The organism is Ignavibacteriota bacterium, assembly GCA_016716225.1.
Taxonomy (GTDB): Bacteria; Bacteroidota; Ignavibacteria; order Ignavibacteriales; family Melioribacteraceae.
Map to the genome: position 1 here is coordinate 1,283,942 of JADJWT010000001.1, position 24,605 is coordinate 1,308,546.

22 protein-coding genes are annotated in these 24,605 nt (G+C 28.0%); 8 read left to right on the forward strand and 14 right to left on the reverse strand.

The features are described 5' to 3' along the window. Window positions 1–12: 12 nt before the first annotated feature. The gene (locus IPM32_05495; protein MBK8944712.1) at window positions 13–3,387 is read left to right on the forward strand and encodes a M20/M25/M40 family metallo-hydrolase; all 3,375 of its coding nucleotides are present in this window, start codon (window positions 13–15) and stop codon (window positions 3,385–3,387) included. A gap of 1 nt (window position 3,388) precedes the next feature. Here the strand turns inward: IPM32_05495 and IPM32_05500 are convergent, their stop codons facing one another. Both IPM32_05500 and dgt read right to left on the reverse strand, forming a co-directional pair. After that, window positions 3,389–3,862 carry a YHS domain protein gene (locus IPM32_05500; protein MBK8944713.1) on the reverse strand — a complete coding sequence of 158 codons (474 nt, stop codon included), beginning with the start codon at window positions 3,860–3,862 and terminating at the stop codon, window positions 3,389–3,391. A gap of 68 nt (window positions 3,863–3,930) precedes the next feature. Further along, window positions 3,931–5,214, reverse strand: coding sequence for a dNTP triphosphohydrolase (gene dgt, locus IPM32_05505; GenBank protein ID MBK8944714.1), 1,284 nt, complete (start codon window positions 5,212–5,214; stop codon window positions 3,931–3,933). Window positions 5,215–5,347: 133 nt separating this feature from the next. Here dgt and IPM32_05510 point away from each other — a divergent pair, with 133 nt between their 5' ends. Continuing rightward, on the forward strand, window positions 5,348–5,905 hold the full coding sequence (locus IPM32_05510; GenBank protein ID MBK8944715.1) for a peroxidase-related enzyme: 558 nt from the start codon (window positions 5,348–5,350) through the stop codon (window positions 5,903–5,905). Window positions 5,906–6,027: 122 nt separating this feature from the next. On the opposite strand, the gene IPM32_05515 is transcribed toward IPM32_05510, so the two are convergent. Genes IPM32_05515 through IPM32_05530 form a run of 4 tightly spaced genes read right to left on the reverse strand, consistent with a single transcriptional unit; the run spans window position 6,028 to window position 7,836 of the window. After that, window positions 6,028–6,465, reverse strand: coding sequence for an OsmC family protein (locus tag IPM32_05515; protein MBK8944716.1), 438 nt, complete (start codon window positions 6,463–6,465; stop codon window positions 6,028–6,030). Continuing rightward, window positions 6,458–6,703, reverse strand: coding sequence for a hypothetical protein (locus tag IPM32_05520; protein MBK8944717.1), 246 nt, complete (start codon window positions 6,701–6,703; stop codon window positions 6,458–6,460). The genes IPM32_05515 and IPM32_05520 overlap by 8 nt, the downstream gene beginning before the upstream one ends. Then, window positions 6,700–7,281 carry a sigma-70 family RNA polymerase sigma factor gene (locus IPM32_05525; GenBank protein ID MBK8944718.1) on the reverse strand — a complete coding sequence of 194 codons (582 nt, stop codon included), beginning with the start codon at window positions 7,279–7,281 and terminating at the stop codon, window positions 6,700–6,702. The genes IPM32_05520 and IPM32_05525 overlap by 4 nt, the downstream gene beginning before the upstream one ends. 9 nt (window positions 7,282–7,290) lie before the next feature. After that, window positions 7,291–7,836 (reverse strand): DNA-3-methyladenine glycosylase 2 family protein, encoded by a 546-nt coding sequence (locus tag IPM32_05530; GenBank protein ID MBK8944719.1) that lies wholly within the window; start codon window positions 7,834–7,836, stop codon window positions 7,291–7,293. 98 nt (window positions 7,837–7,934) lie between these two features. On the opposite strand from IPM32_05530, the gene IPM32_05535 reads away from it, so the two are divergent. From IPM32_05535 to prfA, 4 genes are all read left to right on the forward strand, one after another. After that, window positions 7,935–9,800: a GAF domain-containing protein gene (locus IPM32_05535; GenBank protein ID MBK8944720.1), complete on the forward strand. Its 1,866-nt coding sequence runs from the start codon at window positions 7,935–7,937 to the stop codon at window positions 9,798–9,800. A gap of 9 nt (window positions 9,801–9,809) precedes the next feature. Beyond that, on the forward strand, window positions 9,810–10,718 hold the full coding sequence (gene miaA, locus IPM32_05540; GenBank protein ID MBK8944721.1) for a tRNA (adenosine(37)-N6)-dimethylallyltransferase MiaA: 909 nt from the start codon (window positions 9,810–9,812) through the stop codon (window positions 10,716–10,718). A gap of 6 nt (window positions 10,719–10,724) precedes the next feature. Beyond that, window positions 10,725–12,050 (forward strand): hypothetical protein, encoded by a 1,326-nt coding sequence (locus tag IPM32_05545; protein MBK8944722.1) that lies wholly within the window; start codon window positions 10,725–10,727, stop codon window positions 12,048–12,050. A 65-nt stretch (window positions 12,051–12,115) separates the two neighbouring features. Then, window positions 12,116–13,183 carry a peptide chain release factor 1 gene (gene prfA, locus IPM32_05550; GenBank protein MBK8944723.1) on the forward strand — a complete coding sequence of 356 codons (1,068 nt, stop codon included), beginning with the start codon at window positions 12,116–12,118 and terminating at the stop codon, window positions 13,181–13,183. On the opposite strand, the gene IPM32_05555 is transcribed toward prfA, so the two are convergent. Beyond that, complete coding sequence (locus IPM32_05555) at window positions 13,180–13,467, reverse strand: hypothetical protein (protein ID MBK8944724.1); 288 nt, start codon at window positions 13,465–13,467, stop codon at window positions 13,180–13,182. The genes prfA and IPM32_05555 overlap by 4 nt on opposite strands. A 187-nt stretch (window positions 13,468–13,654) precedes the next feature. Between IPM32_05555 and IPM32_05560 the strand changes: the two genes are divergently transcribed. After that, window positions 13,655–15,529 carry a T9SS type A sorting domain-containing protein gene (locus IPM32_05560; protein ID MBK8944725.1) on the forward strand — a complete coding sequence of 625 codons (1,875 nt, stop codon included), beginning with the start codon at window positions 13,655–13,657 and terminating at the stop codon, window positions 15,527–15,529. A gap of 27 nt (window positions 15,530–15,556) precedes the next feature. Here the strand turns inward: IPM32_05560 and IPM32_05565 are convergent, their stop codons facing one another. After that, complete coding sequence (locus IPM32_05565; GenBank protein MBK8944726.1) at window positions 15,557–16,606, reverse strand: LamG domain-containing protein; 1,050 nt, start codon at window positions 16,604–16,606, stop codon at window positions 15,557–15,559. Window positions 16,607–16,879: 273 nt separating this feature from the next. Between IPM32_05565 and IPM32_05570 the strand changes: the two genes are divergently transcribed. Next, window positions 16,880–17,167, forward strand: a complete 288-nt coding sequence (locus tag IPM32_05570) for a T9SS type A sorting domain-containing protein (protein ID MBK8944727.1) — start codon at window positions 16,880–16,882, stop codon at window positions 17,165–17,167. Here the strand turns inward: IPM32_05570 and IPM32_05575 are convergent. The 6 genes from IPM32_05575 to IPM32_05600 form a co-directional block, all read right to left on the reverse strand. Next, entirely contained in the window at window positions 17,159–18,055 is an 897-nt protein-coding gene (locus IPM32_05575; protein MBK8944728.1) for an FkbM family methyltransferase, read from the reverse strand. The two genes, IPM32_05570 and IPM32_05575, sit on opposite strands and share 9 nt — an antisense overlap. A 1-nt stretch (window position 18,056) precedes the next feature. Further along, window positions 18,057–19,511, reverse strand: coding sequence for an oligosaccharide flippase family protein (locus IPM32_05580; protein MBK8944729.1), 1,455 nt, complete (start codon window positions 19,509–19,511; stop codon window positions 18,057–18,059). Continuing rightward, window positions 19,511–20,290, reverse strand: coding sequence for a methyltransferase domain-containing protein (locus IPM32_05585; GenBank protein ID MBK8944730.1), 780 nt, complete (start codon window positions 20,288–20,290; stop codon window positions 19,511–19,513). The genes IPM32_05580 and IPM32_05585 overlap by 1 nt, the downstream gene beginning before the upstream one ends. Continuing rightward, window positions 20,283–21,488, reverse strand: coding sequence for a glycosyltransferase family 4 protein (locus tag IPM32_05590; protein ID MBK8944731.1), 1,206 nt, complete (start codon window positions 21,486–21,488; stop codon window positions 20,283–20,285). The genes IPM32_05585 and IPM32_05590 overlap by 8 nt, the downstream gene beginning before the upstream one ends. Beyond that, on the reverse strand, window positions 21,485–22,027 hold the full coding sequence (locus IPM32_05595) for an ArsR family transcriptional regulator (protein ID MBK8944732.1): 543 nt from the start codon (window positions 22,025–22,027) through the stop codon (window positions 21,485–21,487). Before IPM32_05595 ends, IPM32_05590 begins: the two co-directional genes overlap by 4 nt. 61 nt (window positions 22,028–22,088) lie before the next feature. Continuing rightward, a complete protein-coding gene (locus tag IPM32_05600) occupies window positions 22,089–24,563 on the reverse strand; it encodes a YfhO family protein (protein ID MBK8944733.1) in 2,475 nt (824 codons plus the stop codon). Between the last annotated feature and the right edge of the window lie 42 nt (window positions 24,564–24,605).

Genomic DNA, 24,605 nt, shown 5'->3' on the forward strand with positions numbered 1-24,605 from the left:
CTTGGAAATAAAATGAAATTAGAAAAACTTTTATTATTCATAATATTTTTTACTATTTCTCTCTTTGCGCAAGAAACAAAAATTCATCATAAACTTTATGTAAAAATAAATCCTACAAATTCACATATAGAAGTTATAGACGAAATTTTGATAAAGAAAGATTTGCTGAATAGAGAAATAATATTTTCACTAAATAATAATCTTAACTTAAAATACGAAGGAAATGAAATAAATATTTCGTTGCTGGAAAAATCTGTCTCAACAGAAGATATTGGAATGGATCGCGACGATATTGAAGAAAAATTCGATTTAAAAATAAATAAATATATTATTTCAGATTTTGACAAAAGCAAAGATTTAAATTTTGCAATTAAATATTCCGGCAAAATTGAATCTCCGATAAAACAAAGTGAAGAAAATTATCAGCGAGGATTTAGCGAATCACCAGGAATTATAAGCGATTTAGGAATTTATTTAGCTGGATCAACTTACTGGATTCCAACAATAAAAGATGAATTATTGAGTTTTGAATTAACTACGGAATTACCAAAAGATTGGAAAACTGTAAGTCAAGGTAATAGAATTGAAGATAAAGTTGAAAATAATTTTCATTTTGATATTTGGGATTCACCAACTCCGCAAGAAGAAATATTTTTAGTTGCTGCAAAATTTAATGAGTACAAATATTCCACCGGATCTGTTGATGCATTTGCATTTTTGAGAACTCCCGATGAAAGCATTGCAAATAAATATTTAGAAACCACAGCTCAGTATTTGGAAATGTATCGACAATTAATTGGACCATTTCCATACACAAAATTTGCACTCGTAGAAAACTTTTGGGAAACCGGTTACGGAATGCCTTCATTTACTTTACTTGGAGAAAAAATAATTCGCTTTCCGTTCATTTTACATTCATCATATCCGCACGAACTTTTGCATAATTATTGGGGAAATAGCGTTTATGTCGATTTTGAAAAAGGAAATTGGTGCGAAGGTTTAACTGCATACATGGCAGATTATTTGATAAAAGAACAGCGCGGACAAGCCGAAGAATACAGAAGATCAACTTTGCAAAAATATTCTGACTATGTAAAATCAAACAATGATTTTCCGCTTAATAAATTTTTGTCCCGACACGATGCCGCAAGCGAAGCAATTGGTTATGGAAAATCTCTTATGGTTTTTCATATGTTAAGAAATTTAGTTGGTGATGAAAATTTTACAAAGTCATTCCAAGTTTTTAATAGAAATAACAAATTCAAAAAAGCTTCTTTTGATGATATCAGAATATCATTTGAGGAAACAACAGGAAAAGATTTAAAATGGTTTTTTACGCAATGGATTGAAAAAACCGGAGCTCCAAAATTAAATTTAGAAAATGTTAAAGTTGAACAATTTGGAAATGTATTTAATTTGAATTTCAATTTAAAACAAATTCAAGATGGCGAAAATTTTAGAATTAATGTTCCTGTTGCAATAATTACCTCAAATGGAATTGAAATTGAAAATTGCGAATTGAATGACAAAGAAGGAAAAATATCTTTTACACTTAAGTCCGAACCATTGAAAATATTGGTCGATCCTCAATTTGATGTTTTTAGAATTTTGGATCCGAATGAAATTCCAGCGGCATTATCAACAGCTTTTGGTGCAGAAAAAACTTTAGTGATTTTACCAAATGATAATGATAAGAAATTTAAAACTTATCAAAATTTTGCAAGTCAATGGATTAAAGGAAATGAAGAAAAGTTTGAAATAAAAAATGATAATGAAATTGAAAAAGTACCATCCGATAAAGCTGTTTGGATTTTAGGGGAAAATAAATTTCAGTCAATTGTTAATAATTCATTATTACAATTTAATTCGGAAATCGCTAAAGACTCAATAAAATTTGAATCGAAATCACATTCGAAAAATAATAATAGTTTTATTTCATCAATAAAAAATCCGGAAAATATTAATAACGCAATTGTTTATTTATCAATAGGAAACGAAAAAGCAGATTCCGGTTTAGTTAGAAAACTCCCCCATTATGGAAAGTATAGTTATTTAACTTTTGAAGGAAACGAACCGACCAATATTGATAAAGGTCAATGGCAAGTTTTAAATTCACCACTTTTAAAAGTTTTTAATCAAAAAGTGAAAAGTCCAGAATTTAAAACAAAACTAAGAAAAGCATTAGCAGAATTAGCTCCAGTTTTTTCATCAAAAAGAATGATGGAACATATTTCGTTTCTCGCTTCTGATGAAATGAAAGGAAGAGAATTAGGAAGCAAAGAATTAGATAATGCGGGAAATTATATTTCAGAGAAATTTAAAGAATTCGGACTTTTTCCCGGAAGCGATGACGGAAGTTATTTTCAAACATTTGAAAAAGCATTTCATGGAAAAGGAAATTTGCAAATTAAAAATGTAATCGGAATTATTCCCGGAACAAATCAAAATTTAAAAGAAGCAGTTGTAATTTCTGCACATTATGATCATTTAGGTTTGGGATGGCCCGATGTTAGAAAAGGAAATGAAGGACAAATTCATAATGGTGCGGATGATAACGCAAGCGGAGTTTCAGTATTGTTGGAATTAGCAGAAGTTTTGGGAAAATCGTTAAAACCAGCACGAACAATTATTTTTATCGCTTTCAGCGGAGAAGAAGCAGGTTTAGTTGGATCAAAATATTTTGTAGAGAATTATAAGAAATTTACATCTGATAAAATATTTGCAAATTTAAATTTTGATACAGTTGGAAGATTACACGGTAAGAAAATTATGATTTTAAATTCAAATACTGCTCGCGAATGGAAATTTATTTTTATGGGAACGGAATATACAACCGGTATTGGTTCCGAATTGATTACGCAAGAATTAGATGCAAGCGATCAAGTTGCATTTATTGAAAAAGGAATTCCTGCAGTTCAATTTTTCAGCGGACCAAATGAAGATTACCACAAACCTTCGGATAAAATTGAAAAAATTGATGCTGATGGTTTGGTAAAAGTAATTACAGTAGCAAGAGAAACTTTGGTTTATTTGGCAGATAGAGAAGATGCGATGAATTTTATTGGTGAAAAGTCAAATGTGAAAAGTGAATTGGCAGAAGAAAATAAAACAAAAAAAGAAGGAAGAAAAGTTTCAACGGGAACAATGCCGGATTTTGCTTATTCCGGTGAAGGCGTAAAGGTTGCGGCAATTTCTGAAAATTCACCCGGAGCTAAAGCTGGATTATTGATTGGAGATATTATTAAAAAGGTAAATGGCAAGGATTGTAAAAATTTGAAAGAATATTCTGATATGCTAAAAGAACATCAACCCGGAGATGAAGTAACATTAACAATTGATAGAAATGGAAATATTGAAGAAGTAAAATTAATTTTGGCAGAAAGATAAATTATTTATTCCAATTTAAAGAAGCTTTTGCAATTTGATTATCAATATCAGAAATGAAAGCTTCTTTTTTTGATTCGCTAGAAAACAAATATAATTTTCCTTTATATACATGAAAAATTTTCGGATCGCAAGGATAAGCAATATTTTTTGTAACTAAGTAACCGCAATATCCACCGAATTGAGGAATATATTTTTGTGGATTTGATTTAAATAATTTTTTATTTCCAGATGTGCTGAACAGCCAATTAAATTCATCCCATTTAAGCGAATAAAAGCTTAACCCTTTTTGTATTTTTTTTTCATTTATATATTTAATTACATCATATCCGTTTAATACAATATTTGCCTGCTTAAAATACTTTGTATGAATTTTTAAAGGAATATATGAAACGGAAAATCCAAATCGTGCAATAACAATAATTATTGCCGCAAAAAATGCTAAATAGAATAAATATTTGAAAAGTTTTCCGAACATTAAATTTTCTTATTTGTTAAAATATTATCGACTATTAAGTTGAAAGATTTATGGAATGTCAATAAAAATTATACGATATCGTTTATTGAGCTGTAATCCGAATCAAAAAGTCGCTTAAAATTTCTTATTGCAAAGGAATCCGTCATTCCCGATAAATAATCGCAAACCAATCTGGCTCTAATATTTTGATCTTTTTCATTTCTAATTAATTTATCAGTAAACTCCGGTAAAAGTTTCATTGGCTGAATTGAGATTATATAATTTTCTTCAAGAGCTTTAAAAATGTTTGTTAACATTTTATCACCCTTAAATTCCATTTGATGTATTTGAGCAGATTTAAAAACTAATTCAACTGCAATTCTTTTATATAAATTAACTTTTTCTTGAAATTCATGTTCGATTAATAAATTATATTTATAACGATTTGTCAATTTTGATAAATCGGAATTTGAATTTTCTAATTTGCACGCATGAATAAAATCACCAATTTGCGAACCAAATTTTTGCTTGAATTTATCATCCTTAATCCATTGAATAATTTCATCAATAAAATTAATCTGCAAGTTTGATAAAGAATTTAAATTATTTTCTTTCCAATGATGAAGTTTATAAATATTTATAAATCCGCCGGAAATACTATCAACCAAATCATTTATTGCGTAAGCAGTATCATCAGCCCAATCCATAATTTGACATTCAATACTTTTTAAAGAATTTAATTCTTTACCGGGATTAAGATTAAGAGTATGGTTAATATTATTAGAATTAATATCAAACGTAAAATCTAAAAACTCTTTTTGATAGTCATAAATAAAATGATTTTCCGGATTTTCTAAATCTCCGTATAAACTTTTATATTTTAAAATGCTGTCGATAAAAGCTCGTGTTGGATTCATTCCCCTTCTATCATTTTCATTCTTGTAAAAAATTTCAGTAATCAATCTTAAAGTTTGAGCATTGCCTTCAAAACCGCCGTAATCTTTCATCAATTTATGCAAAGTTCTTTCTCCAGCATGACCAAAAGGAGGATGTCCCAAATCGTGTGTTAAACAAGCAGATTCAACCAAATCCGAATCAATATAAAAATTTTCATTCAAAATATTTTGCTGGGAATGCAAAAGATAATTACAAATTGATCTTCCAATTTGTGCAACTTCAATTGAGTGAGTTAAACGCGTTCTATAATAATCATATTCACCGGGAAGAAAAACTTGGGTTTTCCCTTGTAAACGTCTAAACTCAGAAGAATGAATTATTCTGTCTCTATCAATTTGAAATGGCGAACGATAATCTTGGCGATCGCTTTTTTTTATTCTTTCAATATCAAAATCTGAGTAAAAGTTGTTTTTCATCAGCAAAAATTATTTAGTGTTTTTAAATTTATAAAATAAACTTGTTGAATAAAATTACAGTAAAACTTAATTTGTATTCGATTCAAAGTAAAAATAATCAAAAACCAGTTTCAGAATTTTAAGGAATTTTAAAATGGCTTGGATAAAACAAGTAAATGAAAAAGATGCAGATGGTAAATTAATGGAAGTTTACGATGAATTGTTAAATGCTCGCGGCAAAGTTTCCAACATTATGAAAGTTCATAGTTTGGATGCAAATACGATGAAACATCATTTGGATTTGTATTTATCAATTATGTTTAATGAATCGAACATTTCCCGTGAAGAAAAAGAGTTAATTGCTGTCGTTGTTTCATCGTTAAATAATTGCAGTTATTGTATTCATCACCATGCAGAAGCATTAAAAAGTTTTTGGGATGATGAAGTAAAAATAAATATGTTGATTAGCGATTATAAATCAATTGAATTTCCGATACGCGTTCATGCAATTTTAAATTATGCAGAAAAATTAACAGTAACTCCCGGATTAGTAAACGAATATGACGTCCAGAATTTGAGAATTCACGATTTAAGCGATGAAGATATTTTGAATGTAAATTTAATTGTGAGCTATTTTAATTTTGTTTCACGAATTGCAAATGGTTTGGGAGTTGAAACTTCTGAAGATGAAGCGAAAGGATATAAATATTAATTTTTAACGATTTTTTACGTAAATTAAAAAGATGCCGTCTTTTAAAAAGATGGCATCTTTAGTTTTAAACTCAAATTTTAAAAAACTACTTTTTTCCTCAAGCTGAAGCTTGAGGCTACATTTTAAACACTTAAATTAATTTTCGGGAAAAGTTTAATTTTGGTTTTTATTGAATTTGAGATTAAACAATGCTGTTCAGCTTTATGAACTATTCTTTCAGCTCTCTCTAAATCTTTTTCAGCGGTTACAGAAACTTCCGGATATAATTCAATTTCGGTAATCATAAATCCATTTTCAACTTTTTCCAATTTTCCTTTAGCTTTACTCGTAAAACTAGAAAATTCTAATTTTGAGTTTTCAGCAATTGCTAGAAAAGTTGTCATTAAACAAACATTTACTGAAGCAACAAATAAATGTTCGGGCGACCAAACATTTGGAACTCCTTTTGTAAATTGCGGCGGAGTTGCAACTTCAATATCATGTAAAGTTGGTTCGCTTAAAATTCCTTTTCTGCCTTCGGTCCAAGTTACTGTAGTTTCATAGAAATGTGCGTTATCCATTTTTTTCCTTTAATCCTAAAACTGATAATAATCTATTGTGCCCTTCGTTATCAAGTTCAACATTATATTTTTTGTAAAAGCTGATTGTTGATTCAACCGAATCAAAATATTTTTGACAACTCGGACAATTTTCTAAATGATCTTTAATATTTACACATTTAGGTGAATTTAAATCTTCGCCTAAACTATCACAAATGTGACTCATAACTTCTTTGCAAGAAACATTTTGATTTTTCATATATGTAAAGTCTTGTTTAATTCATTTCTTAAAAATGCTCTCGCTCTGTGCAAACGAGATTTAATTGCCGGAACCGATAAATTTACAATTTCGCTTGTTTCGCTTGTAGATAATCCCTCAACATCTCTAAGCATAAATACTACTCGATATTCTGGAGGAAGTTTTTCAACTGCATCATCAAGCAATTTTTTAAGTTCAGAATTTTCAGTTAATTTTTCCGGAGAAAATTTCCAGTCGGCAACATTTTTATCTTCAATTAATCCGTCTTCATTTTCCAAATTAACATAATCATATTTTTTTTGTGATCTTGCAAGCATTAAACAATGATTACTTACAATTGTATATAACCAAGTTGATAATTTAGAATTTCCGGAAAATTGATTTAAAGATTTAATCATGCTTAGGAACGTTTCCTGCATTGTATTTTCTGCACGTTCTTTGTTTCTGCAAATTTTAAATGCAAAATTGTAAACAGTCTGCTCATGATTTTTAACTAATTGAGCGAGAGAATTTCTATCACCTTTTATTGCATTTTCTATTAATTGCTCTTCTGTAACGTTGTTTGATGTATCGATCATAAAAAAGATTCATTCCCCGTCTATTGATTTCCACAAATACATGCACGCATAAGTATTATAAGGATTCCAATTTTTCTTTTTAGCTAATTTAATAATTTCTTCACCAGTTGGTAAATTTTTAAGGTTGTAATTTAACATAATTGCTTTTTTTATTCCAAGATCACCAATCGGTAAAACATTTTTTCTTCCCAGCACAAACATTAAAAACATATGAACTGTCCAAGTTCCAATTCCCTTAACTTTTGTTAAAGTTTCTATAATTTCTTCATCTGATTTTGATCCGATATTTTTAAGAGAAATTTTTTGCTCAATAATTTGATTTGCCAAATCTTTAACATATTTTGCTTTTGCATTTGATAATCCAAGCGAACGTAGAATTTCAAAATCAGTTTCATTTACCAATTCTGGAGTTGGAAAATTATTAAAATATTTCAGAAATCTTCCTCTAATTGCACTTGCAGATTTTACGGAAAGCTGTTGACCAACAATTGAATTGCAAAGTTGAATAAAATAATTTCGTCTTTTTTTAAGATAAATAGGTTTATACTTTTTCATTAAGTTATAAATTGATACATCTTTTGCCAAAAAGTGCTTGACAGCACAATTATATTCATTAATTTCATTCATATCAAAAAGTTAAAATTGGGTTTAAAATGGACCAAGAATCAATATCAGCTTTGCAAAGCAATAATTTACTTAAAAATGCAGATATTTCCAGATTGAACTTAGAAAAAATTAATGGAAAACTTCATACTATTAATGGTGGTGAAGTTTTATACAGAGAAGGAGATTTGGCAAATTCTATTTTTTTGGTTGTAAATGGTGAAATAAATCTTCTAAAAAAAAATAACAAGTCCAAATCAAAATCAATAATTTATGCTGATAATGAATTTTTCGGCGGAAAAGAATTACTTAAAAATATTAACAGATGTTCAACTTCAATTTCTTTAACAGATTCTTATTTAATTGAATTGACAAAAGAAGAAATTGATTATTTAATTAAACAAGATGAAAAAATTATTACCAACATTGAGGAACATGAGTTTGAGATAGAATACAAGCCAGAGTTTACGCAATTTTCGCAAAATAATTATGAAGAAGAATTAGATGAAGAATCGGAAATTCTTGAAGATTTTATAAATGAATATAACATTGATGATATTTTAAATTCTATTGATGAACAAGAAAAAGTTATCATGGATAATTATTCTCAATTTGATGAAAAAAAAGAAGAAAGTGTTGTAAATCACAAAGAAACTTCCGATAATAATAATAAAAGTTTTAAGTTAAATCAGATTCATAAAAGAAAAGAGAAGCCAATGGAAACAATTGACATCAAAACTGAAAAAGAATATATGACTTCAGAGCAATTTGAAATGATTGTAAAATCACTTCAATTGGTAAATGCAAATGTTAAACAAGATGATGTATTAAAAAATATTGTTGATGTAGCAATAAATTTAACAAATGCAGATAGAGGAACTTTATATCTTGTTGATGATGAAAAAAGTGAAATTTGGTCTAAAGTTTTAGTTGCAAATGAAATTGAAGAAATTAGATTAAAAATTGGAGAAGGTCTTGCCGGATATTGCGCAAAAACCGGCGAAATTTTAAATATTCCGGATGTTAAAATTGATGAAAGATTTGAACGTTCATTTGATGAAATTACCGGATATAACACAAAAAATATGCTTGTCTTCCCAATAAAAAATAAACAAGAAAAAATAGTTGGTGTGTTACAATTACTAAATAGCATAAAAGGTCAATTTTCAGATTTGGAAAAAATGTTTTTAAATGCAATATCTTTAAATGTTGCTTTTGCGCTTGAAAATGCAACTTTGGTTGATCAACTTGTAAAAACAGAACGTAGCAAATCACTAGGAAAAATGGGAAATTTCATTTCATATGATTTGAAAAAACCAATTCTTGTAAGTAAACGTTATGCAGAACATTTGCAGAAAAAAGATTTACCAATGGATGTTAAGCAAGTTGTAAATTTAATGTTGGAACAATTAAACCAAGTAGCAAGTCAAGTTGTAGCGGCTTCTGATTTTACAGAAGGCACAACAATTTTAAGACGTCAGCCAATAAGTTTAAATGATACATTGCATGAATTTGCAATAGAAATACACAATTTTGCAAGATTAAAAAATTGTAAAATTGAATATGGTTTAGGAGAAGATGTTGTAATTTATGCCGATAAAAAAGAATTTTACCAATGCTATTTCAATATAATTAAAAATTCTTGCGAAGCTTTGCCGGAAGGCGGAAATGTTTTTGTTACAACTGAAAGAAAAGGCGATAGAATTGAAATTAATTTTGAAGATCGCGGAATTGGAATCAGCAATGCTGATTTAAAACATGTTTTTGAACCACTTTGGTCAAAAAATAAAATTAATAATTCCGGTTTGGGATTATCAATTAGTCAAAAAATTATTGAAGATCACAATGGAAGCATAACAATAAAAAGTGAAAAAAATGTTGGAACTAATGTTATAATTAGTCTGCCGATTCACTAATTTTGTTATGTGAACAAATCAAAAAAAGTAATTGTTATACTTGGACCAACAGCTGTTGGTAAAACTAAGTTTGCTGTTAATTTAGCAAATAAATTTAACGGAGAAATTATTTCCGCAGATTCCAGACAAGTTTATATTGGAATGGATATTGGAACCGGAAAAGATTTAAGCGATTACACATTTCAAAATAGAACCATAAAAACTCACCTTATTGATGTTGTAAAACCAAATTGCGAATTTAATTTATATATTTTTCAAAAACTTTTTTACAATTCGCTCAATGAAGTTTATTTAAATCAGAAATTACCATTTTTAGTTGGCGGAACCGGTCTTTATTTAAGCTCAATAATTCAGAAATACAAACTTCCCCAAATTGATATTAATTCTGACAGACACAAGGTCTTAAATAATTTTTCAAATGAAAAACTAATTGAAATTTTATTAGACTTAAATCCCAAATTGCATAACACAACAGATTTAAAAGATAAAACTAGAATTATTAACGCAATTTTGATTGCAGAAACAAATGAAGATAATGATCTTTCGGATGAAAATTTGGAATTTTTAGTATTGGGAATTTATGAAAATAGAGAAATTCATAAGCAAAAAATTAGAGAAAGATTAAAAATTCGATTGAAATCTGGAATGATTGAAGAAGTGGAGAATTTAGTACAAAGTAGAATTTCACACGAAAAACTTAGATTTTTTGGACTGGAATATAAATTTGTTAGTCAATATTTAACTGGAGAATTGAATTATAATGATATGCAACAAAAACTTGCAAGTTCAATTATCCAATTTTCTAAACGACAAATGACTTGGTTTAGGAAAATGGAAAAAGAAGGAATTATAATTAATTGGTTGAAAAATAATGAAATTGAAAAAGCAGAAAATTTAATAATAAATTTCATAAAATAAGTTACAATGTCTATTATAAATAATATTGAGAATTATCACACCAAACAAAATCTTTCAAAGTGGAAAATTATTCAAAAAAATGAAAATGAAAAATTTTCCAATATCATTGTAATTCCGGCAATTTCTGAATATGAAAATATATTAAAACTTTCTGATTCACTTCTATTAAATGATTTAAAAAATTCTAATAAGACCTTAGCTCTATTTGTAGTAAATAACAAATTTGATGATTCTCTCGAAATAAAAAGTAATAATTTGCATTCAATTGAATTTCTTAAAAAAATAATTTACGAATTTAATGAAAAATTAAAATTTGGCTATATAGATTGTTCAACAGCAGGAAATGAATTACCGGAAAAAGATGCTGGTGCCGGACTTGCAAGAAAAATTGGAATGGATTTAGCTTTAAAATGTTTTGATAATTCAAATAATGCTAAGAAAATTTTAATTTCGTTAGATGCAGATTGTCTTATTTCAGAAAATTATATTGAAGAAATTGAAAGAACATTTGCACAAAATAATTGTAAAGCTGCTGTTATTAATTTTCAGCATCAACTTTCTGAAAATATTGAACAAAATTTAGCAATTGTAAATTATGAAATCTTTTTAAGATATTATATTCTTGGATTAAAATATGCAAAATCCCTATTTGCATTTCATACAATTGGTTCTACGTTTGCAGTTGATCCGGAAATTTATTTAAAAGTTGGGGGGATGAATAAAAAAAAAGCCGGTGAAGATTTTTATTTTCTTCAAAAAGTTGCAAAATTGACCGAAATAAATAAAGTTGCCAATGCAACAGTTTATCCATCTTCAAGAATTTCTTGGCGCGTTCCATTTGGAACCGGACCAAGAATTAAGCGATTTTTAGAAAATAAACATGATGAATATTTAGTTTATTCACCAAATTCATTTAAAATTTTAAAAAATTGGTTGATAATTCTTAGTGAAATAGATGAAATGGATTTTTCAAACGATAAATATTTAAAGAATATCATATCTTTTATACTTGAAAAGTCTAAATTCATACATCAAGAATTGCATAATTTTTTAATTTCCCAAAATTTTGATAGTGACTGGAAGAATATTCTACAAAATTCGAAATCTAAAAAGCAATTAAATCAAAATATTAAAAATTGGATGGACGGATTTAGAACTTTAAAACTTATTCATCATTTACGTGATTTTGTATTTCCCAATGAAAATATGTTTGAATCAGTAAATAAATTTCTACAAATTCTTGATGTTAAGATAATTGAAATTTCCTCAAACATTAACTCAGATTTCCAAACGCAAATAAAATTCTTAAATAAATTACGCAAACTAACTTAGCAAAGTTTCTTAGTTTTTAACATCTTTCTTTGGTATATTTACCGCTCAATTTTAAGGCATTTTAGATGGATTATTTAGAAAAATTAAAGCAAATTAAAGAAAAATTCGATGAAATTGAAAAAGATTTAATGAATCCGGAAGTTCTATCAAATCAGCAAAAGGTTATAGAATTAAGTAAAAAAAGAAGTGAACTTATGGAAATTGTTGAAGCATACAATAAATATTCAAAATTGTTGAATGATATTGACGGAAATAAGGAATTAATTGAATCATCTGATGAAAGTGAAATTATTGAAATAGCAGAAAGTGAACTTGAAGAATTGTTAATAAAAAAAGAAGAATTAGAAGAAGAAATTAAATTTTTACTAATTCCAAAAGATCCAAATGATACTAAAAACGTAATTGTTGAAATTAGAGCTGGAACCGGCGGAGATGAAGCCGGAATTTTTGCAAATGATTTATTTAGAATGTATGCGCGTTTTGCGGAATTAAAAGGTTGGAAAATCGAAATTATTGATTTGAATGAATCAACTATGAACGGAATTAAAGAAGTAGTTTTTAGTTTGGCGGGAAATGAAATTTATGGCGATTTAAAATTTGAAAGCGGTGTTCACAGAGTTCAAAGAGTTCCATTAACTGAAGGTAGTGGAAGAGTTCATACTTCTGCAGCATCTGTAGTTGTTATGCCTGAAGCAGAAGATGTTGAAGTAGAAATTGATATGAATGATGTTAAAATTGATGTTTACAGATCTGGCGGCGCTGGGGGACAAAATGTTAATAAAGTTGAAACTGCAATTAGAATGACTCATTTGCCAACCGGAATTGTTGTGCAATGTCAAGATGAAAGGTCTCAATTAAAAAACCGACAAAAAGCTTTAAAAGTTTTGAAAACCAGATTATATGATTTGAAACTTCAAGAACAGACAGATGAAATTTCTGCACAGAGAAAATCTGTTGTAAAACGAGGTGATAGAAGTGATAAAATCAGAACTTATAATTATCCTCAAAATAGAGTAACAGATCACAGAATTGGTTTAACACTCTATGATCTTTCTTCAATTATGGAAGGTGAACTTTTTGAATTAATAGAAAAGATGAAAATTGCAGATAGAACTGAAAAACTAAAAGCTTAATTTTCTTCTTTCGAAAAGAATTCTAAAAATTTTGCTCCGGCTGCAAATACAAATCCGGTTAAAGATAAAATTACGTCATTAATTTCTAAGGAAAAAGTTTCGTTCATTCCAAATAAATAACTGAAAAAGTTTGTAAAAATTATTAAACCAAAAAATGCTGCAAATCCCGCTAAACCAATAGAAAGTGGATTTATCAAATATATTTTTAAATTTCTCACCAAATTATTTTCTCCAATTGATTCTGTGTAAATTTCGTTTGCTTGATTTTCTGTTAATCTATCCATTATTTCCCCCAAAGTTTTAATGCAAATAAGTGAAAAATCGAAAGTGGAAAATGTGATGTGACTCAAACATTTACATCATGATTACGAATATTTATTTCAAATTGAGAAAATTCATATAAAAAAATATAATTGTAATTATGAATTACTTAAATTACATCACAATTTTTAATAATCATTGGATCAAATTTTGGCAAAACTAATTTTTGCAATTCTTCTACTTTTTTCTATAAAAACTTTTTCTCAAATAACTTATGATGCAGATTTTGAAAGTGGAAATTTGGCATCAATTCAAACTTCAGATAATCTGAATTTTTACATTACAACAAGAGCAGATGAAGGAATTGACGGCGGAAGCACACGCTGGTTTTATTTCAGAATGAAAAATGTAAAGGATAAAAAAATTAGTCTGCGTTTTACAAATACAGATGTAACAAAAGCAATGTATTCTTATGATAATATTACTTTTGAAAGATTTAATGATCAAGAAACTTTTAGCGATGGAATTTTTATTAAAACTTTTGAAGAAGATACAGTTTACCTTGCTTACTACACACCATACAATTTTTCATATTTGCAGAAAAGAATAAGTGAGTGGAAAAAAAATCAGTTTGTTAAATTAGACACATTGGGCTTTTCTCCACAAGGGTTACCGATTCAAGAAATGATAATTACGGATAATTCAATTCCTCGCGAAGAAAAACAAATAATTTGGATTCACTCAAGAACGCATCCGAGCGAAACGCCAAGCTCTTGGCACTTTGACGGAATTGTTCAAGAACTTTTAAATGATGATGAAGTTATAAATTTTTATTTGCAGAAATTAGAATTTCATTTAATTCCGTTTACAAATCCGGACGGAGTTTTTTATGGAAGATCTCGTGTAAATTTTGAAGGAATTAATTTGGAAGAAAATTGGGATGATTCTGAAATTGCAACTTGTGATGAAGTAAAAATTCTCCGTGAAAGAATGAAAGAATTAAATGATGAAAAACCATTTTCTGTATTTTTAAATTTACATTCTCAAGCTGCATCTTATTGCACATTTTGGATTCACACGGCTAGTTCAACTTCACCATTTTTTTACAGAAGAGAATATCAATTCTGCAATTTAAATATTTCTGATAATCAATATTTTGTAAAATCTGATTATAGCGAATCAAATTTGAGATCTGTTTTCCCCGAAGGCTGGTTGTGGAATAATTACGGCGAAGAAGTTATGGCACTCACTTATGAAACACCGTATGATAATTATTTTAAAACTTTTTCTGATACTTTAATTGAAGTTACAAATGATAATTTATTCGAATTAGGAAGAAGAACAGTTTATGCAATTGCAGAATATTTAGAAATGTCTCATCCCAAACATTTGATAATGGATAATAAAATTGCAGAAGTAAACGGAACTTTTCAGACTTATGATATTACAAATGAATTTTACGGAAATGATTTTTTTGCTCTAGATGAAAATTCAAATTCATATGCAAATTATGAATCAGAAAATTTACCAAGCGGAAAATATGATGTTTCTGCATGGTGGGCAACCAGCGAAGCTAATTCCTACGAAACAAAATTTGAAATTACTGCCGGCTCAAATAATTATGAAATTACTAAAACTCAGAAATTAAATGGCGGACAGTGGAATTATTTAACAACAGTTGATTTAAATAATGAAGGAAAAATTTCAATTAAAGTACATGGAAATTCAACCGGATTAGTAATTGCTGATGCTTTTAGATTAATTTATACAGAAACAATTACAAGTATTAAAGAAACTAAAATTCCAACAAATTTTACTTTGTATCAAAATTATCCAAATCCTTTTAATCCAACTACTACTATTAAATATTCAATACCGTCAAAAGTGAAAAGTGAAACGTCAAACGTGAAAATAATTATTTATGATATTCTTGGAAAAGAAGTTGCAACCTTGGTGAATGAAAATCAATCTGCCGGAGAATATGAAGTTAATTTTAGTGCATCTAATCTATCAAGCGGAACGTACATTTATCGTTTGCAAGTTGGTGAATTTTCACAAACTAAAAAGATGATTTTGATAAAGTAATGCAAATTATCTTTCTAATCCAACATCTTAATTTTTTGTAATATTATATAATTTTTCTATTTCAGATGAAGTTAATGTTCTATTAAGCAATAATAAATCATCAATAATACCATTAAATGCGTATTTACTAATATCTCCACCATAAGATCCAATGAATAAATCAGAAGTATAATTACCAATCACATGATTTGTAATGATGGTATTCTCTAAAACTCCGTTTATATACATATTAAGTTCTTTCCCATTCCAGGTACCAACAATAAAATACCATCTATCATCTAATAGACTAGTAGAGCTAGGAACTCCTATTTGACCTTCATTCCAAGATCCTTGATTGTTAATATGTAATGATGCTCGAGAATCTGTTCTTATACCAAATGCATATTCACGATTATATAATGTACTGCCCTTGTATAAAATATATTTATCTTTTGATCCAAATACTTTTACCCATGCAGCAATTGTAAGTTGTTGGTTTAAGGGTGTTAATTTATCATTATCATAAATTTGTATAAAATCATTATTTCCATCAAAATATAATGCATTGTTCGGGTTTCCAAATCTATCATTAACAAATTCTGCACCATATAAAGTGCCATTTAATCCTTTGCCACTATAATCATTAACATTTCCAGTAAATGGATAAAAAGCAATAATTTCATCCTCTAAATTTTTTCCCCAAGAAACAGATAATAAAATACTTCCAGTTGTTGAATTTAATTGTAAATTAACAGGTATTATTGAATTTGGCTCTACATTAATATTCATTTCACCAGTATATATTATCATTTCGTGCTCATCATAAGCATTAACAACTAAATTCCAATTACCAGAATAAAGATTACTAATAATTAAGTTAGTGCTATTTACAGATTCTATGATCATTGATTTTTCAATTGTACTAAAACCTTCGCGCGTCAACCGTAATACTAATTTTACAACTTCTTGCGGGGTTGATTGTTTATTTAGAGAAAATTGAACACTTCCTAAATTTGAATTGTCAATTTCAGTAATATTTTGATCAGAACAACTAATTAATATAGTTAATGAAACTAAATATAAAAATCGTTTTAGCATTATATCCTCCATTTAAAAGATAATTCAGTGTCAAATATATAGCTTTAAAATAGATAATAAATTGATTTATATCAATTTGAACAATTTTAATTTCATGTTATATAATTTTAAAATATTTTTTCAAACTTTTAAGGTGGTTCCCTTTGAACCAAATTTGTTTTATTCTTTCAATTTCAATTGTCTCTTAAAATCTAAATTAAATTTGGAACATTATCAGTAATCAAAATTAGAATTTGAAAAAGATAAACAATAGTAGCTACAAATCATTGAAAAATGCGAAACTGTATTCAAAACTACTGCGACATTTTTAAACAGAGTACTATAATCGAGTATCAGATCCCGTCACTAGTCCGAAATTACAATTCTTCTGTTTTAACGTCTGTACGTCTCAACGTTTTTGACGTTCTTGGAAAAGAAGTTGCAACATTGGTGAACGAAAATCAAATTGCTGGAGAATATGAAGTTAATTTTAATGCATCAAAATTAGCAAGTGGAACATACTTTTACCGTTTGCAAGTTGGTGAATTTTCAGAAACAAAGAAAATGATATTATTAAAGTAAATATTCTTCTATAAGAGAATATTTTATTGGATGAACAAAAAAACAGTTTCTAACTTTGTTATCAAATTCTCTTTTTATTGTTGCGACTTTTTTTAATCCTTTTTCTTCATGATTATAAAATTCATAGCCAAATTTTTTCATTAAATTTTCAAGTTCTTCTTCAATTACATTAAAAAGAGTTTCACAAATTATAATTGGTTTAAATTTATCAAGAACCAAATCGGCATTTTCTAAAATTAAATTTTCAGTTCCTTCGGTATCAATTTTAATCAAATCAATTTTATCAACTTTATTTTTTACAATATACTTATTAAACGTAATTGTAGGAACTTTAGTTTTGATAAAATTCTTTTCGTCAGTTTTACTTCCGGCATTTCCTTCGCCGCCTAAATTATATTCAAGATATTTGTATTTAGAATTTTTCGATTCGTAAAAAATTATTTCACCTTCGTGATCCGATAAAGCAATTGGTTGTATTTGAATATTTTTTAGATTATTCAAGTCAACATTTTTTTGCAAATAGAATAAAGGCCCGCGAGCCGGTTCAAAACTTACAACTTTTAAATTAGGATTTTTAATTGCTGCCAATAGTGAATAATAACCTATATTTGCACCAACATCATAGAATGAATCAATTTTATTAATTAGTGAAAGAAAAATATTCGTGTATTCAAAATTTAGATAACCTTTCCAATAAAGCAGATGAGTTACAAAATTTGTTTGGTTGGTTTTTATTTTTAATTTCTTAGAATCAACTTCAAGGAAAATGGTTCCTGATGGTGGAATTTTAATTTTGACGTCAATTATACTTAATAAGAATTTGTTTATGCTTCTTAAAATAAAATTAATATTACTATTGTAGATAATTTTGTAAAACAACTGATTCATCTTAAAATATTTTCCCCCAATATTTTTTTACGGTGGTAATTTCAATCGGTTCGTAAAATTTTAATAAAAATAAAATAAATGGGAAAAGACAAAGTAGAATTATTTTAACCGGAAATCTTACAAATAAATTTGCATCATCTACAAAAAGTGAAACTGAATAAAGTAAAATTCCGACCAAAATCATTTTAATAATTTTTGAAATTTCAAACGGAATGTAATAATATTTTTTTGCTGAAATAAAGTAAAAGAAAGTCATTAAAAAATAAGAACCAAGCATAACAATTCCAGCAGCGACATATCCAAATTTTGAAACAAAATAAATATTAAGCAAAATATTTAGTGCTGCCGAAACGCCCACAATATATGCAATGTAGCTTGTTTTTTTTACAAAGTGGAACGGCAAGGAAAATACATATTGCATTCCTTTGAAAACAAACGCCAGACTTATAAACGGAATCACAAAATATGCATCCCAATATTCTGTTTTTAAGCTGAAAGTTTTTACAATTTCTTTTCCAAAGATTGATAACGAAAGTGCGGAAATCATTAAAATAAAAATTAAATACGTTGCAACTTTTGAAAAATATCTCTTTGAATTTTCATCATGAATTTTTTTATAAGCGATTGGTAAAAAACCAACTTGAAATGACTGCAGAATAAATACATTAATTACGCTAGCTATTTTATTCCCAAGTGAATAAATTCCAACACTTGCTTCATCCATAAAATATTTTATAATGTATCTATCGCCTAAAGATAAAGCTAATAATGCCGATGTTGAAAACACAAGCGGGAAACCGAATCTGAACATTTCGCCGATAATTTTTGTGCTGAATGAAAAGTTCATATTTTTTAACATAAACGGAAATGAAGCCAAAATTATGTATGCAAATCCAATTAACTGACTTAAAATAATTCCTACAACACCCATCTTTGCATAGACGATGAAATAAACGTTAAGCAGAACTATTAAAACAAATTTAGAAATATTTAGAAAAACATAAAAAGATGGTTTTTCTCTAAACCTAATTACTTCAAGCGGAACATTGCTTAAAATTCCAAATGAAACCGATAAAAGTAAAATTGTTATATAATTGCTGAATTTTGAAGTTGAGAGAATAATTTCAGAAATATCTTTATTGAACGGAATTGTAATTAAGCTGAAAATCATTGCAATAATTATTGTTGAAAAAAATGTAGAAGAAATTATTTTTTTTTGTTCGCTTGATGATTTTTCCGAAGCACACCAACGCATCATTGAAGTTGTAAAATTGAATCCGAAAATTCCAATTAAAATCTGTGAAGTAGCTTCTAGTATTGCAAAAATTCCATATTCCGAAACCGTTAAATAATCAGTATAAAGCGGAAGAAGAATAAAACCAATTACTTTAGAAGTTAAATTTCCTAAACTATAAATTGTCGATTGTCGAAGTGTTTTTTTTAATTCGGCAAACATTATTTTTTCTCAAGTAAAATACAAAGTTGATATGGATTTTTTTTTGAAACAAAAATATTTAACATATCACAAGCTGATGCAATTGGATGAAATTTATATTCAATGCGAAACGAATGACTGCAATTTGCACACAAGGTTGTTCTTAATGCATTATCATTTTTTGTCCAGTAATAAGGAATCCAAGAAATTGACGGAGAATATTTATGTTTTATTTTACTTAGTAATTTATTGTATTGTCTTATCATAGTTCCAATTTCAAACTCAGAAATAATTTTATATTCCGGAAAATGATTTTTAATAATTTCAGAATTTAAACTTCGTAAATGATAAGATTTATTAAAAATGAAATTACATTTTGGACATTGAGTTAACTGTTTCTCAATATTTTCATTATTCGGAAAAGTTAAAAAAATATATTTTTTACTTATTCGTTTGAATTCACTAATTGATTTGATAAAAATATCATCCGGTAAATGTTCAATTGTTTCACTACTGAAAACCATATCGAATGAATTATCTCTGAATGATAATAAATCAGCTGAAGCTTGAACAGCATTTGAATTAACGAATTTAAGGGGTTGAAAACCTCTATCAACAGCAACAACATTAAATTTTGAATGTAATTTATTTGAAATTGCTCCATCGCCGCAGCCAATATCAATTATTGATTTTACATCAGAAGGAATTTCGTTAATTAGCCTTTCAATTTTTCCTTGTAATTTATGTGCAAGATTAGCTTTTACCCAATCAAATTTTTCATAAAAATCTTTATTATCCATTTTTCGTTTCAATATTTTTAAATAACTTAATTAAATTTTTACTTGTTGCATTCCAGTTATACTTTTCCAAGACAGCATTTTTGCCGTTTTCACCAAACGCATTTATTTTATTTTGATCATTAAAAATTTCAATCACTTTTTCTGCTAAGTATTTTTCATTGTTTGCTTCGTAAATAAGTCCGGCATTTACTTCATTCAAAATTCTTTTAATTGGATTACAATTTGATGCAATAACCGGTTTACCCATTAACATATACTGAAATAATTTATGCGGAATTGTATTATCCGTATGTTGAGTTTTTAAATGCGGAATTAAACAAATATCAGCAGCTTTAATATATGAAGGAAGTTTTGAATGATGCTGCCAACCTTCAAATGAAATATAATTTTCAATTTCTAATTTTTTGGAAAGCGATTTAAGTGCAATTAAATTTGCTCCTTCACCAACAAACACCAATTTAAAATTGGAAATATGTTTAATTATAATCGGTACAGCTTTTATCGCACTCTCCAAACCTCTGTGTATATCAAATCCGCCGACGTAAGTTAGTGTTCTAAAATTTTTAAACTTTTCCAAAATTGTATTTTCAAATTCATTAACTTGAAATGAATCAAGATTTACATAATTGGAAACAACGAAAATTTTTTCTTTTAGAATTCCAAGAGATGTATATCTATCTACGGCTTCTTCTATTACTGTAATTAAACAATCAAAATTTTTGCACCATTCTATTTCTTTATTTTCCCATTTCTTAATAGATATTAACCAATTTCCCGGAAATGTATTTGCAAATTTATAATGCTTTAATCCCTCAACATAATTTTCGTGCAAATCACCAACCAAAATAAGTTTAGGATTTTTCTTTTTGAGTATTAATCCAATTTGAAATAAATATAAATCGTGAATATGAAGAACATCAATTTTGTACTGAACCAAATATTTCTTAATTAAATTCACAACATAGTATGGATAAAAATTAAATAGAGTATTTATCAATCCGCGCAATTTATAAACTAACTTTTTAGAAACCGGAATGTGAATAATTTTGGCTCCAAAATATTCATCTGCTTTAGAAATTCCACCAAAGGAAAAACAAAAGACAAACACATTAAAACCAGCTTGAGATAAGGCTTGCACTTCATTTTCAACTCGTAAATCGCCGTAAAATTCCTTATCTAAAAGCATTCCAATATTCATTTTGATTTTCCTTCAAGCAGAATAAAGCAAGCTTCTTTTTCAAAATTGGATTTCAAATTTTTGTATTCATCTGAATTTAAAATCAATATGGAAATTTTTCTATCAATTAATTTTTCGGTTTTTTTTCTCACTCTTTCGATTTCGGTTTTGTTTAATTCATTGCCGACAATTACCAAATCGATTAAGCCGCTGTCTTTTCCGATTGCATAATCTCCACGAATAAAAGCTGATTTTATATCTCCCACTTTTTGAATTATATCGGAAATTACTTTATCAATTCCGGTAGATTTTAAAACAATATTTCTTAATTCATCAAATAAAGGATGCGAAGAATTTGCCTTATAAATTTTATTCCTTCCTTCAAATTGTGCAGAAAGAATTTTTGCTTCTTCCAATTTATTAAGCTCAACCCTAATACCGTTTGTCGATTCATTAAACTCAGAACTTAACTGCCTTAAGTATCCCTTAGTTTTTGGATTAAGAAAAAACTTTAGTAATAACTTAATTTTGGTTTCAGATGTTATAATTGAATTTAACATATTTCGAGTAAGATTATTACTCGAAATATATTGAAAAAAGTTTAAAAGAAAAGTGAATATTTTAGATATTTTTTTTCTTGAAGTTGAAAATTCCCGGAATTAATATCAATCCCAAAATAATAATATTTCCGATCCACAAAAATGTGAGACTTGTATAATATGTTTGAGGTTTAAACTCAAAAGTAATTTTATGTTTTCCAGCCGGAACTTGAATTCCTCTTAAAATATGATTTGTTTGATAAATTGTTGTTTCGGTATTATCAATATTGGCTTTCCAGCCTTCCGGATAAAATATTTCCGATAATACCATAAATTGTTCTGAGTTAGTATTTGTTTCAAGTTCCACATAATTTGGATTGTGTTCAACTAATTTTATATCACCATTTCCATCAAAACTAACTTTACTGACATAAGATGAATTTAAAACTAATGCAGATGAATCCGGTTTAAAGTTTGGAGAATTCATAAATAAAACAATTTCTTCCGGGGTTTGCATTTTTCTAACTTCCTTAACAAACCAAGCCTTTGGTAAAGCATTTCGGTTCAAGTACATAACTTCTTTACTTTCATTATCTTGAGCAGCCAAAGTTAAAAACGGATAATTTAATTGCGCCGGAACAATTATATATTTTCCGCTCATCATATTTATAATGTTCCAGTTTATTCTATCTTGCGATTGTGCAGCATATAGATTGTGTGCAATTATATCTTGAATAATCTGCAATTTTATTGCGCTGTATCCGCTGATTAAATTATAAAAATATGCGTAATGATTACTCGTAAAACCTTGTCCCAAAACAATTGCGCGCATTGATTTATCTGTATTATTCAATTCTTGAGTAATTGAAGTTTGCTTAAACTCAGATTTTTCTAATTGTTCTAAATTATTAAGCGGAATTATTGAATGAGCTTTTTTAGAAATTATAAATAGTTCGAATGCTGAAATTATTAAAACTAAAACGACAAAAATTGTTGTGTTAATTTTTCTATAAATGAATGCAGAAATAATTACGATTGTTAATCCCAAAATGATTATTAAATTCCAGATATCATTTGTTAAAAGTTCTTTGCGTATTTCTTTCAACAAGTTAATTGTGTTTGCATCATATTGCGCAGCTTCATTTGCAGTTGTAAATCCGTAAGAAGAATATGTAAAAAGAATTACAAGTATTGAAGCTAATCCAATTAAAAATGTTGAAAAAAATATTTGTTTATCTTTTGCGGAATTATTTTCAATGATTGCTTTTAAACCATAACCGGAAAGAATTAAAATTACCGGAAAAGTAACATTTAAAATCATTGCCGGGGCGCGGAATTTTGAAAAGTAAGGAACGTAGTAAAAAAACAAACTGTATAAAGTTTCAAAATGTTTTCCGAAAGAAAGCAGAATTGAAAATATTGCAAAGACAGCCAAACCAATTACGAATTTATCTTTTCGATAGTAAATAACACCGAGAACGGCAAACAAGAAAAGTATCATTCCCATTGTTGCATAATTTCCGGAAAAAGGTTTCTGTCCCCAATAAGCAGGAATTTGTCTCCCTTTTAACTGAGGATATTTATCACCGTTATATAATTCTGCAGAAATTCCACCGGAAAAATGAGGAAGGAAAAAATCGAAAACTTCATTTGGGGAAAATGACCAGCCGGTTGCGTAATCTAAATCAACACCTTTTGCTTCTTTTGCAGATTTTGCATCTTCTCCAATCTGTACTGGATTTCCACCACGTATAGTATATTTTGCATATTCATTTGTTGTAAATAAAGGCTGTGCTGTTGTTAGAAAAGTTAATGTTAATGCAATACTAAATTTTAAAATTAAATTTCCAGCTTGCTTAAATTCTTTTTTAATGAATAATAAAATTGTTGGATAAACATACAAGAAGAACAAAACCAAAATTGCATAAAATATAATTTGAAAATGATGAGTTCGTACAAGCCATGAAAATACTAAAGCAAATAATCCCGTGCTGAGCCATGTTTTATTTTCAAAAAAGTAAGAAAAAGAAAGAATAAACCAAGGAAGAATCATCAAAGCTCTTAATTTAGAATTGTGACCTTCGCCAATCTGGGCTTGCCAATCGGGCAATAGTACAAAAGCAACCGCAGCAATTACTGCCAAATACCAAGGAATATTTTTATACTTAAGTAAATAATATATTCCTAAACCACCTGCCAACAAATACCAAAAAGCCCAAAAGAGCAATTTTCCTAAAAAAGCCAAAAAAGAATCAACATGAATTAAAGTTGGGGTTAGCCTATTGTAGATTGGTTCACCGCCAAATATTGCCGGATTCCATAAAGCAGTTTCACCAGTTTTTTTATTCCACTCAACCCAATTGTGTGTTTGACCAAGATTTGCCAAAACATCAGTTCCGGTTGGAGCAACACTATTTAATGCAAATGGTAAAAAGAAATATAAAAGTGGAATAAGGATTAAAACTATTGCAATTAAATCTCTAAATTTTTTTGGAACATTTTCTAAATAATTAACGGCCGGTTTTTCGGTATCAAGTTTTTTTATTTTTTTTGTCATAATTATCTAAAATTTTTGTTGATAAAATTTAAATTTCTGTTC